The following is a 14,365-nucleotide window of genomic DNA, read 5'->3' as shown; positions in this document are numbered from 1 at the left end:
TGGCGGCGTTCAGCCGGGGCAGTGGCCGGTCAGCCGCCGTAGCCGTCGGTGTGGTGCTCGGCGTCCCCAGACGTGTTGATGCAGGTGTTGCCGAACGCGGGGTTCAGCAGGCCGCCCACGTCCACGGTGTTGCCGCACAGGTTGACCGGGACGTGCACCGGAACCTGGAAGACGTTGCCCGACAGGACACCGGGCGAGCCGATCGCCGCAGCGTCCGCTCCGGCATCGGCGACGGCCAGGCCTGCACCGGCGGCCAGGGCGCTACCGGCGGCAGCGGTGACGGCGACTGCCTTCGCGATACGCGACATCAAGAACTCCTCCTGAGATGGGCGCCGCAGGATCTGCGGCGTTTGACATGGCATACAACGCGGCGGGAGCCCGGGGGTCACGGCCGCTGGGCCGTCGTGGTGATCTCGAACCGGACGGACGCGAACCGGGGGGTGATCTGGCCGCCCGCACCGGGCCGGAGCACCGCGACCGTCCTGCCCGTGCAGCCCGGCTCCGCGTAGAGCGTGGCGGTTGCGGGCGTGTCGTTGACCACCCCGCGGGCGCCGCCGCCCCGGGCCTCCCGGCAGCCCTCCGGCGTGCGCACCCGGTCGATCCGGTCGCGCTCGTCGACGTACTGGAAGTCGCCGGGGCCCGCCTGGGCGGTGCCGGCGGCCGCGAGCAGGAACAGGGGCACTGCGCCGGTCAGGGCGAGGGAGCGGACCCGCAGGGTACGGGGGATGCGTGTGAATGGCATGCCGGTCCAACCCGGGCGCCCGCGGGCCGGGCACGCCCTGTCACCCGTGGGGCGCCTGTACGAAACGCGTCCGGCGTTTTGACGGCACACTGGAAGACCGCGCCGGACGCGCCGGACGCAGCGGTTCCACGGAGGACGCGATGAACACAGCGGGCGTCGACGGCCGGCCCCGGGCGAAGACCCGGCACGGTGTGGTCGAGGGCAGGACGGGACCCGGCAGGATCGCCGTCTTCCGCGGCATCCCGTACGCCGCCCCGCCCGTCGGACCCCTGCGGTTCGCCGCCCCCCGGCCACCGGAAGCCTGGGAGGGCGTGCGCGACGCCGGCGCGTACGGGCCCACCGCCCCCAAGCCGCCCTACCCGCCGCGGTTCGCCGCCCTGCTGGCCGACCCGGACATCCCCGGCGACGACTGCCTCAACCTCAACGTCTGGACCCCGGCCCCGGACCCCGCGGCGCGGCTCCCGGTCATGGTGTGGCTCCACGGAGGGGCGCTCACCCGCGGCTCCTCGGCGGTCCCCCTCTACGACGGCTCCGCCTTCGCCCGCGACGGGGTGGTCCTCGTCTCGGCCAACTACCGGCTGGGAGCCCTCGGGTACGGCCTGTTCCCCGACGCTCCCGCCAACCGGGGGCTGCTCGACCAGATCGCCGCCCTGACCTGGGTGCAGGAGAACATCGGGGCCTTCGACGGGGACCCCGGCCGCGTCACGGTCTTCGGCGAGTCCGCCGGCGCGATCAGCGTCGGCGCCCTGCTCGCCGCTCCGCGGGCCGCCGGGCTGTTCGCGCAGGCCGCCCTGCAGAGCGGCGCTCCCGAGGCGCTGCCGCGCGACCGGGTGCGCGCCATGGTCCGGCGGATGGCCGCCCTGCTGAAGGTGCCCGCGACCGCAGCGGCCTTCGCCGCGGTCCCGACGGCGGACCTGGTCGCCGCCCAGGGTGCCGCCTCGCGCCGTTCGAGTCCCCTCGCCGCCGGGCCCGCCTTCGGGCTGGTCACCGACCCGGACACGCTGCCCGGCGACCCGCTGAGGGAGGCCGCGGTGCGGTCCGCCGGCGTGCCGCTGCTGCTCGGCTGGACGAGCGAGGAGTACCGGCTCTGGCTCGCCCCGACCGGCGCCATGCGGCTGCTGGACCGGCTCGGCCCGCTCGCCGTGGCCCTGGCCCGGGCCCGCAGCGGCAAGGACCGCGCCGCCGTGCAGGCCCTGCGCGAGGCGCTGCCCGCGGCGAGCCCGGCCGAGATCGCGGGCCACCTGCTCACGGACCGGCTGCTGCGGGACCCGCTGCGCCGGCTCGCCGGGGCGCGCGCCGCGGACCCGGCGGCGGCCCCGAGCTTCCTGTACGAGTTCGCCTGGCCGTCCGGCATTCCGGGGCTGGGCGCCTGCCACGCGCTGGAGCTGGGCTTCGTCTTCGACACCCTCGCCGTGCCGGCGGGGGGACACCTGGCCGGGCCGGGCGCCCCGCAGGAGCTGGCCGACGTGATGCACGCGGCCTGGGTGCGGTTCGCCGTGTCCGGCAGCCCCGGATGGGCGGCCTGGGACGGCGGCGGCCCGCCGATGGTGTTCGACGGGCCGCGGAGCGGGGAGACGGAGGAGTCCGTGCCGGCGGTTACTCCACAGGGCCTTCCATGACCTTGCTGATGAACTGGATCGGGCCCTCGCCCATGCCGGGTACGTAGGTCTTGGCGTTGTGCTGGCCGTTCGGGATGACCCTCATGCTGGTGTGGACGGGCCCCTTGCCGTAGGTGGCGATCCACTTCTGCACGTCGGGCAGGGTCTTCTTGTTGTTCTCGTTGTCGCCGACCTGGAAGGCGAGGTAGACCTCGGGGCCCTTCCTGTCGATCAGGGCCTTCGCCAGCGTGCCCGGGTCGTTCTCGGACTTCTCCTTCTCGTGGCCCTTCCACAGCGGGGAGTCGGGCACCACGTCCGGGCCGGAGCAGATGGCGGCCTTGAACTTGTCCGGGTGCTTGAGCACCGACTTCAGGCTCGCGAAGCCGCCGGTGGAGGAGCCCATGAAGGCCCAGCCGTCACGGGACTTGATGGTGCGGAAGTTCGCCTTCATCAGGTCCGGAACGTCCTCCGTCAGCCAGGTTCCCATCTTGGGCTGGTCGGGGATGTCGGAGCCGTCCCAGTAGATGCCCTTCTCGTCACCGGACGGGTTGAGGACCGGCATGGCCAGCAGGAACGGCTTGCTCTTGCCCTCGGCGTACCACTTGCTGATGCTGGTCTGGAGGCCCAGGTCGGTGCCCATCCAGTAGTTGCTGGGGTAGCCGGCGCCCCCCGGCAGGGCGATCAGGACCGGGAAGCCGCTCTTGGCGAACTTCGGGTCGTCGTACTCCTTGGGCGCCCACACCCAGACCTTGCCCTTGAAGCCGGACTTCTTGCCGTCCAACACGGTGACGGCCACGTGGGTGCCGTCGTTCAGGGTCATCGAGTTCTTGAACTCGGCCTTCGGCCCGGTCGGCATCAGCGCCTTGGCGTTCGGGTTCTGCTTGGCCGCGGCCCCGTCCTTGCCGCCCGCGGGCTTCCCGAAGGAGACGTCCTTGCCCTTGTCCGTGAACGGGGGTATCTCGAAGTGCCACATCACGCCGGCGGCTATGCCGGCCAGGGCGAGGAAGGAGACGCCCGCCATCAGCCAGCGGCGGCCGCGCCGCGGCCGCCGGGTCTCCTCGGACTCCTGCTCCTCGTAGTGCGGCTGCGGGGGCCCGTAGGGGGGCTGGTGCTGCTGGGGTTCGTACGGCTGTGCGTACGAGGTGCCGTAGGGCTGCTGACGGTACTGCCCTTCCGACCGGTACGGCTGGTGCTGTCCGTCGGGTGAGTACGACATGTGCGGTTGCTCTCCGGCTGGTGCTGCCCCATCGGGGGGTCGGTCTCTTCCGTTCGAAGGATGAGATTACGTGTTCCCCGGTTCCGTTTTTTTCCAGCTCTTGGGTTGCTCTGGGGGCGCTCGTTGCCGAAGGCCTGACGGGCCGACGAGGGTCCGCGCAGGTTCCGGCCGAGGCTCCCGCCGGGCCGCACGCGCCCGGCAACCGATGCCTCCGATTCCGCTTCTGCCGCCGGACGGCAGCGGCCCCCGCCCCGGACCCTGCCCCGGCGGAGGCCGGGCAGAGGTCGGGGCGGGGGCCGTGGGGCCGAATGCAGGACCGTTACGCCGGGACGAGGGTCTTGCGCCGACGCTTGCGCGGGGTCCGGGCCGAGATCCTCAGCTCGATGATCGACCGGACGGTCGGCCACTCCTCGTCGAGGACCGAGTAGAAGGCAGTGCTCCGCACGACGCCGTCCAGCCCCCGCGAATGGGCCCGGCGCACCCCCTCCGGGGTGAACCCGAGACGCTCCATCGCGGCGCGCGAGCGGAGGTTGCGGGCGTCCGCGCGCAGGGAGATCCGCCGCACACCCCAGGTCTCGAACGCATGGCGCAGCATGAGCAGCTTCGCCTCCGTGTTGATCCCCGTGCCCTGGGCGCTCGGGGACAGCCAGGTGTTCCCGATCTCGGCGGCATCCGGGATCGCCGTGAGCGGATCACCGAAGGGGACGCCCGGCACGGCAGGCCACACCAGGGGCCCCTGCCAGTAGTCCAGCTCGAGGAACCGGGTGGAACCGACAACCAGGCCGTCCGCGGCTCTCACCACGGCGAACGGGAGCGACCGGCCCGCCGCCTGATCGGCGAGGGCGCGTTCGATGTACTCGTGGGACGCCTGCACCCCGTGCGGTACGGGGGTGAAGGCGTAGGTCGTACGATCCTCGGCCCCGGCCATGGCCAAGGCCTCGGCGTGGTGCGGGGCGAGGGGCTCCAGCCGCACGGTGCGGCCGGCGAGGAGTACGGGTACGGGCACGGAGCCTTCGGTCCTTCTGGGCGGTGGGGTGGTTGTACAGTCTGCGCTTCTGACGTCACCCCCCACGCAAAACGTGGGTGAAAGGCAACGCGATGTCAGGTGAACGCGAGTGGCTCAATGTAGCCCGATTACGGGCTCGCATGAACCCCCAAAATGGCAACGGCACGGCCATGTTTTCCGACGGCCCCCCGGACGGCCGCCCCGGAGATCTCCGACAACCGCTTCCATCACCTCTGACCTGCGACGATGCGTGCGGGTCGAGGTGGCTCCGGACACCCGCCCGACGCGGCCCGGCCGCCGGCCGTCAACCGGACGTTGCCGGACATCCCGCCGGGGGTGCCGACAGGGTGCCGAGGGGGCCGCGACGCGCGTGAAATGGCCCGGCGGACAGGGGGCTGATTGGACCATGACCATGGGCCACTGCGCCGGTGGAATGAAGGGGTGACGACACGGATACTCCCCGCGCCCGGAGCCCCCCGCCGGCTCGCCGCCGCCCAGCTGGCCAACTCGGTCGGTGACGGCGCCTACTACGTCTGTTCGGCCCTCTTCTTCACCCGTGTGGTGGGCCTCTCACCCGCGCAGATCGGCCTCGGCCTCACCCTCGCCTGGGCCGTCGGCTCCGTCGCCGGGGTCCCGCTGGGGGCGCTCGCCGACCGGCGCGGCCCCCGCGGGACCTCGGTGCTGCTGGCGCTGGCCACTGCCGCCTGCGTCGCCTCGTTCCTGCTGATCCGGTCGTACGGGGCCTTCCTCGTCGCCGTCACCGCCTACGCCACTGCCCAGTGCGGGCTCGCCGCGGCCCGCCAGGCCCTGCTCGCCGGCCTCGTGCCCGTCCGGGAGCGCACGGGCGTGCTGGCCCACCTGCAGGCCGTGCTCAACGCCGGTCTGGCGCTCGGCGCGGCGCTGGGCGGCCTCGCCCTCGGCATCGGTACCGAGCGGGCCTACCTGGCGGTGCTCGCCCTCGACGCGGTCGCCTTCCTCGTCTGCGCCGGCGCCCTGCTCCGGTTGCCCCGGGTGGTCCCCGCGCCGGGGCCGGCGGCGGGGGAGCCGCGGCTGGAGGTGCTCCGGGACCGGCCCTACGCCCTGGTGACCCTGCTCAACGCGGTCCTGCTGCTGCGGATGCCGCTGCTCAGCCTCGCGGTACCGCTGTGGATCGTGGAGCGCACCACCGCCCCCGGCTGGCTCGTCTCGGCGCTGTTCGTGCTCAACACGGTGGCCGTGATGCTGTTCCAGGTGCGCATCGCGCGGCCGGTGAGCGACCTGGACGCCGCCTGCCGGTCGGTGCGGGTGTCCGGGCTGGTCATGGCCGCCTCCTGCACGGTGTTCGCCCTCTCGGCGCTGCCCGGGGCCGGCTGGGCGGCCGCGGCGCTGCTCGTCGCGGGCGCGGCGCTCCAGGCCGACGGGGAGATGAGGCAGTCCGCCGGGGCCTGGCAGATCGGCTTCTCGCTGGCCCCGGCCGAGCGGATCGGCCAGTACCAGGGGTTCTTCGGGACCGGCGTGCCGATCGCCCGCACCCTGGGCCCCACCGTGCTGACCTCCCTGCTCCTGCTGTGGGGGATCCCCGGCTGGCTGCTGCTCGGCGCGGTCCTGTCGGCCGCCTCGTACGCCATCGGCCCGGCGGTCCGGTGGGCGCAGGCCGGCCGCAGCGGCGCCGGGCCCACCCGGGGCGGCGTACCGGCGGGGGAGCCGGTGCGGCAGGGGGCGGGGCCCGACGGCGGTGCGCCCGCCGCCTGAGATCATCTTCGGCATGGACATGGACGACGTACTGCTCCGCCTGGCGGCCGTCGGGCCGTTCTTCGCCGTGCCGCACGGGACGGAGCCGCCCGGGGCCGGCTTCCGGCCCCTGACCGGGCTGTACGGGGAGCACCTCGGCCCGTACGTGGCCGAGGTGGGCCGGCGGATCGGCACCGGCCCCGGCCGGGTGGCGGCGTCGACCGCGCAGTTCGGGATCGCCTCGCGGCTGTGGTCCCTTGGCCTCGGCTGCGCCGCGCTGGGCGGGCGGGTGCCGGACCTGGCGCCGGACCGGGTGTGGTGGCGGCTGCCTGCCGCGGGGTCGCTGGAGCTGTGGCTGCCCACGCCCGGCGAGGGGGCACGGCCGGCCGCGGAGCTCGGCGCGACCGTCCTCGGGAACCTGGAACTCCTCGAGGCGGGTCTGCGGGAGCGCTACGGGGTCTCGCCGAAGGTGCTGCGGGGGAATGCGGCGTCCGGGCTGGTGGGGGCGCTGCGGGTGCTGCTCGACCGGATGCCGGGCGGCGCGGCGGTCGCCCTGGCGGCCGGTCTGCTGGCCGACGGCGCGGCGCTCGGCGGGACCGGCGCCTTCCTCCACGAGGAGGGCCTCGGGGTGGCCTTCGTGCGGCGCAGCTGCTGCCTGTACTACAAGGTGCCCGGCGGCGGCCTGTGCGGGGACTGCGTACTGCGGACCCGCTAGTGCTCTGACCGGCAGCGGCCGGGCGGGAACGGCGCAGGCCACCGGGGTGGAATGCCGCTCCCCGATGGCCTGCGCATGTGCGTGCGGTGACGCCTGTGACGTGCTGCGTCAGAAGGTGAGGTTCCAGGCGTCGATGCGGCCGGTGTCGCCACCCGCGTTGTCGTTCACCCGGAGCTTCCACGTGCCGTTCGCCACCTCGGAGGAGGCGTTGACCGTGTAGACCTGGTTGATGTTGTCGGTGCTGCCGCCGGACCGGTTGTGCAGCGTGTAGACGGTGCCGTCCGGGGCGATGAGGTCGACCTTCAGGTCACCGATGTAGGTGTGCACGACCTTCACGCCCACCTTCAGGGTGGCCGGCGCGTTGCCGGTGACGCCGCTGACGGTGATCGGGCTCTCCACCGTGGTGTTGTCGCCGATGGCGAAGTCACCGAGGTTCTCGAAGTACTTGCCGGGCGGCGGCGTGCTGCCGACCGCCTTCAGGGCGTCGACCTGGCCCTCGCCGAAGAACCCGTTGTTGGCGGTGGTGCCGGTGCACCGGCCGTCCGCGGGGCAGGGGATGTCGTTGGCCTGGGTGGCCAGCTTCTCGCGGATCTGCGCCGGGGTGATGCCCGGGTTGGTGCTCGCGATCAGCGCGGCGACACCCGCCACGTGCGGGGAGGCCATCGAGGTGCCGCTCATGGAACCGTACTTGCCGCCGGGGACCGTCGAGTAGACGTTGCTGCCCGGGGCGGAGACGTCGATGATGCCGCGGCCGAAGTTGGAGAAGGAGGCCTTGGTGACGCCGTCGCCGTTGGCGGCGACCGTCACCACGCCCGGCAGCTCGGTCGGGATGTCCATGCAGGCGTTGGTGATGGTGCGGGTGACCGGCGTCGAGTCGTTCGGGCTGGCGCTGTCGGTCGTCTTGTTGGCGAGGTCGTAGTTCTCGTTGCCCGCCGCGGCGACCTGGAGCGAGCCCTTGCCCTCGGCGTACTCCTGGGCGCGCCGGACGCCCTCGATGATGGCGGCCTGGTCGGCGTTGTCCGGGCAGTTGAACTGCCACGGGTCCGTGTAGTAGCTGTTGTTGGTGACCTTGAAGCCGTGGTCGCCGGCCCACACGAAGCCGCAGATGGTGTTCTCGGCGAAGAAGAGCGAGGTGTTCGGCTCGGCGATGCGGACCGAGGAGATCTTCACGCCCGGGGCCACCCCGACGACGCCCTTGCCGTTCTTGGCGGCCGCCACCGTACCGGCGACGTGCGTGCCGTGCTCGCCGACGTCCCGCCAGGCGCCGGCGCGCGTGTCGGGCTTGCCGTAGGCGCAGGAGACCGAGTCGGCGGCGTTGAAGTTCGGGGCCAGGTCCTGGTGCTGGTCGTCCACACCGGTGTCGAGGATGCCGACCTTGACCGCGGACGAACCGGTGGTCACGGCCCAGGCCTGGTCGGCCTTGATCTGGCTCATGTCCGCGCGGACGGGTTCGCCGGCCGGGGTCGTCGACTGCGCCGGGTTGGCGGGCAGCGCCGGGTTGTAGGCGTCGGCCGGAACGTCCGAGGTGCGGGTCGCGCCCACCTGCTGCACGCCGCTGACGCCGCGCATGGCGGTCGCGAAGCCGGCGGACGAGGAGTGGGCGACGATCACGCCGATGGCGTTGAACGCCGAGAAGACGGTGCCGCCGTTGGCGGTGATGGCCGAGCGCACGGCCGGGTTGTCACCGGGGGCGGTGATCACGAGGTAGGCGCGGGTGCCGGCAGCCCAGGTCGCACTCTGGGAAGCCGGCGCCGCGGCAGGGGCCTTGGCGGGAGCCTCGGCGGCGGCGGACGGGGCGGACGGCACCACGGGGGTGCCGGCGAATGCCGCGGGCGCTCCGAGGGTGAGGGCCGCGCCGAGCGTCGCGGCCAGAACGAGGGTACGTCGGGGTCGGCCGGATATGTGGGGTATCAATGCGTCCTCCGATGACCGGTGTGCGCAAGGCAGTTACCGGGCAGTACGAAACGAGTGGTGGACGCAAGATGTCAGAAGCGTGCCCCTCGGCGGAAGTACTTTTTGGCGCAGCCGAACTGAAGATCGAATGGCTGAAAACGATCGCTGGAACCGGCGGGCCGGCCGGGCTGGGCACCGTGGGGGCGAGCCCTGCCCGGCCGGCCCGCGGCCGGCGGACCGGTCAGGCCGGTACGCCGTCCCTGGCGGCGGCCGACTGGCCGGGTACGGAGGGGGATTCCGTGCCGTGCCCGTCGTCGACCAACGTGGACTCGTCGAACTCCAGCCGTCCCGCGAGGACTTCGGCCGCCCGCTCGCGGTCGAGCTCCTTGGTCCAGGTGCCGATGAGCACGGTGGCCACCGCGTTGCCCGCGAAGTTCGTCAGGGCGCGGGCCTCGCTCATGAACCGGTCGATGCCCACGATCAGCCCGACGCCCTCGACCAGCTCCGGCCGGTGCGTCTGCAGCCCGCCGGCCAGGGTGGCCAGACCCGCGCCGGTCACGCCCGCGGCACCCTTCGACGCAATGATCATGAACAGCAGCAGCGAGATCTGCTCGCCCAGGGCGAGCGGCTTGCCCATGGCCTCCGCGACGAACAGCGAGGACATCGTCAGGTAGATCGCGGTCCCGTCCAGGTTGAAGGAGTAGCCCGTCGGCACGGTGATGCCGACCACCGGCTTGGAGACGCCCAGGTGCTCCATCTTCGCGATCAGCCGCGGAAGGGCCGATTCGGACGAGGAGGTCGACAGGATCAGCAGGAACTCCCGGCCCAGGTAGCGCAGCAGCGTGAAGATGCCGATGCCGGCGCACAGCCGCAGCAGGGCGCCGAGCACGACGAACACGAACAGCAGGCAGGTCACGTAGAAGCCGATCATGATGACGGCCAGCGACTTCAGAGCGTCGATCCCGGTCGCCCCGACCACCGCCGCGATGGCGCCGAACGCGCCCACCGGCGCCGCCCACATGATCATCGCCAGCACACGGAACACCAGCTTCTGCACGTGCCCGATCCCGCGCAGCACCGGCTCGCCCGCCCGGCCCATGGCCTGCAGCGCGAACCCGCACAGCAGTGCCACCAGCAGGGTCTGCAGCACCTGGCCGCCGGTGAAGGCGGACACCAGCGTCGTCGGGATGATCCCGAGCAGGAACTCCTGCGTGGTCTGTGCCTCGCCCGCCTTGGCCTGGGCCTCGCCCGCGTTCTTGGCCGCCTCGGTCAGGTGCAGGCCGCTGCCCGGCTCCAGCATGTTCCCGACCACGAGGCCGATGGCCAGCGCCACCGTCGACATGATCATGAAGTAGCCGAGGGCGAGACCGCCCACGGCGCCCACTTTCGCCGCCTTGCGGACCGACCCGATGCCCAGCACGATCGTGCAGAAGATCACCGGAGAGATCATCATCTTGATGAGGTTGACGAAGCCGGTGCCCAGCGGTTTGAGCTCCACGGCCACGCCGGGGGCGGCGAAACCGACGGTGATGCCGAGCACCACCGCGGCGATCACCGCGATGTACAGGTAATGGGTCTTGTCGCGTCTGGCGGCCACGTCGCCTCCTGGTGGTGAAAATCGTCCCGCCAGACCATCGCCCAGCACTGTGACCCCGGTCACCGTTGCGTTCATTGAGTTCACACCCCGTGCACACTGAGCGCCATGCTCCGCCTCCCCCGTCCGCCGCGCAGCCTCGCCGGCCAGCTCTTCGCCATCCAGGTGCTGCTGGTGGCCGTGGTCGTCGCCGGCTGCGCCGTCTTCGCCTACGCCACCGCCCGAGGCCAGGCCGAGGACGCCGCCCGGCGCCAGGCCGGTGCCGTCGCCCGCGCCGTCGCCGACTCGCCCGCCGTCCTCGACGCCGTACGGGGAGCCGCGCGCGGCGCCGATCCGACGGCCGACCTCCAGCCCTATGCCGAGCGCGTCCGCGTCGACGCGGAAGTGGACTTCGTGACGATCATGGCCCCGGACGGGCGGCGCTGGACCCATCCCGACCCGCGGCGCATCGGCGAGCCCTTCCTGGGCAACACCGCCCCCGCCCTGCGCGGCGAGACCTTCAGCGAGACCTACACCGGCACCCTCGGCCCGTCCATCCGCGTGGTCACCCCGCTCCACGACGAAGGCCGCGTCATCGGGATGGTCAGCTCCGGCATCACGGTCCGCGCGATCAGCGCCCGCCTCGCCGCGCAGCTCTCCGCCCTCGTCTGGGTCGCGGCGGGCGCGCTCGCCCTCGGCGCGGTGGGCACGTACGTCGCCAATGCGCGGCTGCGCCGCCACACGCACGGCATGAACGCGGCCGAGCTGAGCCGCGTGTACGACTACCACCAGGCGGCCCTGCACGCCGTCCGCGAGGGGCTGCTGATGCTCGACGGGCAGCGCAGGATCACCCTCATCAACGACGCCGGCCGCGAACTGCTCGGCCTGCACGGGGACCTGAAGGGCAGCTCGGTCGCCGACCTCGGGCTGCCCCCGCCGCTGACGGGGGCCCTCCTCGCCGACCGGCCCCGGGTGGACGAGGTGCACCTGACCGCGGAGCGGGTGCTCGTCCTCAGCAGCGCGCCCGTCGCCGGCGGCGGCCGCCGCGGCACCGTCGTCACCCTGCGTGACCACACCGAACTGCAGTCCCTCACCGGGGAGCTGGACCACGAGCGCGGGTTCACCCAGGCGCTGCGCTCCCAGGCCCACGAGGCCGCCAACCGGCTGCACACCGTGGTCTCGCTCATCGAACTCGGCCGCGCGGACGAGGCGGTGGAGTTCGCCACGGCCGAACTCCGGCTGGCCCAGGCCCTCACGGACGAGGTGGTCACCGCCGTCGGGGAGCCGGTGCTGGTGGCGTTGCTGCTGGGCAAGGCCGCCCAGGCACACGAGCGCGGGGTCGAGCTGGTCGTGACCCGGGACGACCGCGCGGTGGAATCAGGGCGCGTCGCCTCCGGGGTCCAGGCCCTCCCGGCCCGCGACCTCGTCACCGTGCTCGGCAACCTCCTCGACAACGCCGTGGACGCCCTGACCGGTGTTCCCGGGGCCCGGATCGAGGTCACGGTGCGCCCCGAGGAGGACGGCCTGCTGATCCGCGTGGCCGACAACGGGCCCGGCCTGCCCGAGGGGGCCGCGGCCGAGGTGTTCCGGCGGGGTTGGTCGGGGAAGGGGGAGGGGCGTGGGCTCGGCCTCGCGCTCGTCCGGCAGGTGGCCCTGCGGCACGGCGGCAGCGCGGAGGCCGCCGGAGTACCGGGCGGCGGAGCCGAGTTCACCGTACGACTGCCCATCGGGAAAGGGGTGCCGGCATGACCGGGACGGGTGCGGGCGCAGGGCCCGCGGTGCGCGTGCTGGTGGTCGAGGACGACCCCGTCGCCGCCGACGCGCACGCGCTGTACGTCGGCCGGGTGCCCGGCTTCACCGCGGTCGGCGTGGTCCACTCGCTGGCGGAGGCCACCCGGGTCCTGGAGCGGACCCGGGTCGACCTGCTGCTGCTCGATCTGGGCCTGCCCGACGGCCACGGGCTGCGCTTCGCGCGCGGGCTGCGGGCCGCCGGGCACCCGGTCGACGTGATCGTGGTGACCTCGGCACGGGATCTGGCCGTGGTCCGCGAGAGCGTCTCGCTCGGGGTGGTCCAGTACGTACTGAAGCCCTTCGCCTTCCCGACGCTGCGCGAACGGCTGCTGCGCTACGCCGAGTTCCGCTCCACGGCAGGGGAGGCGGCGGGGCAGGACGACGTGGACCGGGCGCTGGCCGCCCTGCGCACGCCGCTTCCCGCCGAGCTCCCGAAGGGGCTCAGCGCGCCGACCCTGGACCGGGTCGCCGCGCTGCTGCGGTCGACGCCCGACGGGCTGACCGCGGCCGGGGCGGCGGGGGCGGCCGGGATCTCGCGGATCACCGCCCGCCGCTACCTGGAGCACCTGGTGGACACCGGCCGCGCGGACCGCACCCCCCGGTACGGCCAGGTGGGCCGCCCCGAGCTGCACTACCGCTGGCTGGCGGCGGCCGCGGCCGGCTCGGTGTCGAAGGTGTAGAACTTGCGGTGGTCCAGCATGTCGGCCGGGGTGACGTCGTTCCACGGCCGCATGGTGTCGTTCAGGTCCACCACGTTCGCCGTGCCGGCGGCGGGCAGGTACGGCGACTGCGGGTGGCGGGCCTGCCACTCGGCCCACAGCTTGTCGACGTAGGCGTGGTGCATCCAGAACACCGGGTCGTTGGGGGAGGCGCCGGTGGCCATCTGCCCCCCGACCCAGACGTGCACCCGGTTGTGCAGGTTGGCGCCGCGCCAGCCCTCCAGGTGGTTGCGGAAGCCGTTCGAGGAGCTGTTCCACGGGGCCGTGTCGTAGACCGGCATGTTCAGCACGGCGTCGACCTCGGCCTTGGTCGGCAGCTCGGCCACGCCCGATCCGAGCGAGCGCCGCAGGTACGCGCGGCCGTCCACCCGCACGTTGACGGGGAACTTTCCGCCCGCGTACGCGAACGGGCCGTCCATGACCTGGCCGTCACGGGCCCGGCCCGTGCCGCCCAGGAAGTCGGGGGACCAGATCGAGGCGCGTGGGGTGCGGTCCGCGGTCCAGTCCCAGTAGGGCAGGGCGACCTTCGGGTCCACCTTCTGCAGCTCGCCTTCGAACTCGATGAGGAAGCGGCGGTGCCACGGCAGGAAGGAGGGGGAGCGGTGGCCGACCCTTTCGCCGGAGTCGGTGTCGCCCATGATGAAGCCGTTGTGCGTGGTGACGAACCGGTCGTAGACGCCGGTGCGCTTGAGCTCGATCACCGCGTTGGTGAAGGCGCGCTTCTCCTCGGCGGTCAGGCCGGCCTGGTTCTTGCGGACGGTCATGCCGGGCCTCCCATGGGCGCGAACGGGGCGAGGACGGCGCCCTGCAGCTCGCGCACGGCGGCGCGGGCGAGCGTGCGGGGATCGGTGAAGGTCTCGTAGTGGTTGACCACACTGATCCACGTCCCGTCGGCGTTGCGCATCACGTGGAGCTCGCGGCCGTCTATGAGGACCGTGGGCAGTCCGGCGGAGTGGCCGCCGCCGTGGCCACCGCCGTGGTGGCCGTTGTGGTGGCCGCCTCCGGCGGGGGTGATCTGGATGCGGCGGCCCTGGTACACCTCGTCGACCGTGCCGACGGGTTGCGTGGCGCGGGAGTCGGTGGCGGCTGCGTGCGCGGTGGCGCCGGCGATGCCGAGAGCGGTGAGTGCGCCGGCGGTGGTGCCCAAGGCCTGCCGGCGGGTGATCGTGTTCATGGCCGGAAGAGTTATCAGGCCGTCACGGAGAGTTGACCACTATCCGGACATCAGTGGATATGTTGCCCATAGAACAAAGTGGTCGATCTTCCCGTTCCGACCGGTTCGAACGACCGGAACGGGAAGATCATCGGAAATCATCTTACCGGACGGTAATTTCTTCTGCTGCGGCCGACCGGGTATGTGCGGGATCACATCACGGAGACGGCCGGAACTCGAAGCAAGTAT

The 14,365-nt window shown here is 72.8% G+C and carries 13 protein-coding genes; 5 read left to right on the top strand and 8 right to left on the bottom strand.

The genetic code is table 11. From position 1 onward, the window contains the following. Positions 1-29: 29 nt before the first annotated feature. Together HYE82_RS00855 and HYE82_RS00850 are read right to left on the bottom strand one after the other, a co-directional pair. Positions 30-308, bottom strand: a complete 279-nt coding sequence (locus HYE82_RS00855) for a chaplin (RefSeq protein WP_179171924.1) — start codon at positions 306-308, stop codon at positions 30-32. Positions 309-385: 77 nt separating this feature from the next. Beyond that, a complete protein-coding gene (locus HYE82_RS00850) occupies positions 386-742 on the bottom strand; it encodes a hypothetical protein (RefSeq protein ID WP_179171923.1) in 357 nt (118 codons plus the stop codon). A gap of 140 nt (positions 743-882) precedes the next feature. Here HYE82_RS00850 and HYE82_RS00845 point away from each other — a divergent pair, with 140 nt between their 5' ends. Beyond that, a complete protein-coding gene (locus HYE82_RS00845) occupies positions 883-2,361 on the top strand; it encodes a carboxylesterase/lipase family protein (protein WP_179171922.1) in 1,479 nt (492 codons plus the stop codon). Here the strand turns inward: HYE82_RS00845 and HYE82_RS00840 are convergent. Both HYE82_RS00840 and HYE82_RS00835 read right to left on the bottom strand, forming a co-directional pair. Beyond that, a complete protein-coding gene (locus HYE82_RS00840) occupies positions 2,339-3,556 on the bottom strand; it encodes an esterase family protein (RefSeq protein ID WP_306439528.1) in 1,218 nt (405 codons plus the stop codon). The genes HYE82_RS00845 and HYE82_RS00840 overlap by 23 nt on opposite strands. Positions 3,557-3,875: 319 nt before the next feature. Continuing rightward, the gene (locus HYE82_RS00835) at positions 3,876-4,562 is read right to left on the bottom strand and encodes a GNAT family N-acetyltransferase (RefSeq protein WP_179171921.1); all 687 of its coding nucleotides are present in this window, start codon (positions 4,560-4,562) and stop codon (positions 3,876-3,878) included. 441 nt (positions 4,563-5,003) lie between these two features. On the opposite strand from HYE82_RS00835, the gene HYE82_RS00830 reads away from it, so the two are divergent. Both HYE82_RS00830 and HYE82_RS00825 read left to right on the top strand, forming a co-directional pair. Then, complete coding sequence (locus tag HYE82_RS00830; RefSeq protein WP_179171920.1) at positions 5,004-6,293, top strand: MFS transporter; 1,290 nt, start codon at positions 5,004-5,006, stop codon at positions 6,291-6,293. 13 nt (positions 6,294-6,306) lie between these two features. Then, a complete protein-coding gene (locus tag HYE82_RS00825; RefSeq protein ID WP_179171919.1) occupies positions 6,307-6,987 on the top strand; it encodes a (2Fe-2S)-binding protein in 681 nt (226 codons plus the stop codon). Between the two features lie 108 nt (positions 6,988-7,095). Here the strand turns inward: HYE82_RS00825 and HYE82_RS00820 are convergent, their stop codons facing one another. Both HYE82_RS00820 and HYE82_RS00815 read right to left on the bottom strand, forming a co-directional pair. After that, a complete protein-coding gene (locus tag HYE82_RS00820) occupies positions 7,096-8,901 on the bottom strand; it encodes a S8 family serine peptidase (protein ID WP_179171918.1) in 1,806 nt (601 codons plus the stop codon). A 220-nt stretch (positions 8,902-9,121) separates the two neighbouring features. Beyond that, positions 9,122-10,477, bottom strand: coding sequence for a cation:dicarboxylase symporter family transporter (locus tag HYE82_RS00815; protein ID WP_309144155.1), 1,356 nt, complete (start codon positions 10,475-10,477; stop codon positions 9,122-9,124). 105 nt (positions 10,478-10,582) lie between these two features. Between HYE82_RS00815 and HYE82_RS00810 the strand changes: the two genes are divergently transcribed. Together HYE82_RS00810 and HYE82_RS00805 are read left to right on the top strand one after the other, a co-directional pair. Next, positions 10,583-12,202: a sensor histidine kinase gene (locus HYE82_RS00810; RefSeq protein ID WP_179171916.1), complete on the top strand. Its 1,620-nt coding sequence runs from the start codon at positions 10,583-10,585 to the stop codon at positions 12,200-12,202. Continuing rightward, complete coding sequence (locus tag HYE82_RS00805) at positions 12,199-12,924, top strand: response regulator (RefSeq protein WP_179171915.1); 726 nt, start codon at positions 12,199-12,201, stop codon at positions 12,922-12,924. Before HYE82_RS00810 ends, HYE82_RS00805 begins: the two co-directional genes overlap by 4 nt. Here the strand turns inward: HYE82_RS00805 and HYE82_RS00800 are convergent. Together HYE82_RS00800 and HYE82_RS00795 are read right to left on the bottom strand one after the other, a co-directional pair. Beyond that, positions 12,876-13,727 (bottom strand): tyrosinase family protein, encoded by an 852-nt coding sequence (locus tag HYE82_RS00800; protein WP_179171914.1) that lies wholly within the window; start codon positions 13,725-13,727, stop codon positions 12,876-12,878. The two genes, HYE82_RS00805 and HYE82_RS00800, sit on opposite strands and share 49 nt — an antisense overlap. After that, complete coding sequence (locus tag HYE82_RS00795; RefSeq protein WP_179171913.1) at positions 13,724-14,137, bottom strand: tyrosinase family oxidase copper chaperone; 414 nt, start codon at positions 14,135-14,137, stop codon at positions 13,724-13,726. Before HYE82_RS00795 ends, HYE82_RS00800 begins: the two co-directional genes overlap by 4 nt. Between the last annotated feature and the right edge of the window lie 228 nt (positions 14,138-14,365).

Origin of the sequence: Streptomyces sp. BR123 (genome assembly GCF_013401435.1) — a bacterium.
Lineage (GTDB): Bacteria > Actinomycetota > Actinomycetes > Streptomycetales > Streptomycetaceae > Streptomyces.
Note: the sequence above shows the minus strand (reverse complement) of the source record. Positions and strands in the feature narration are given on the sequence as shown.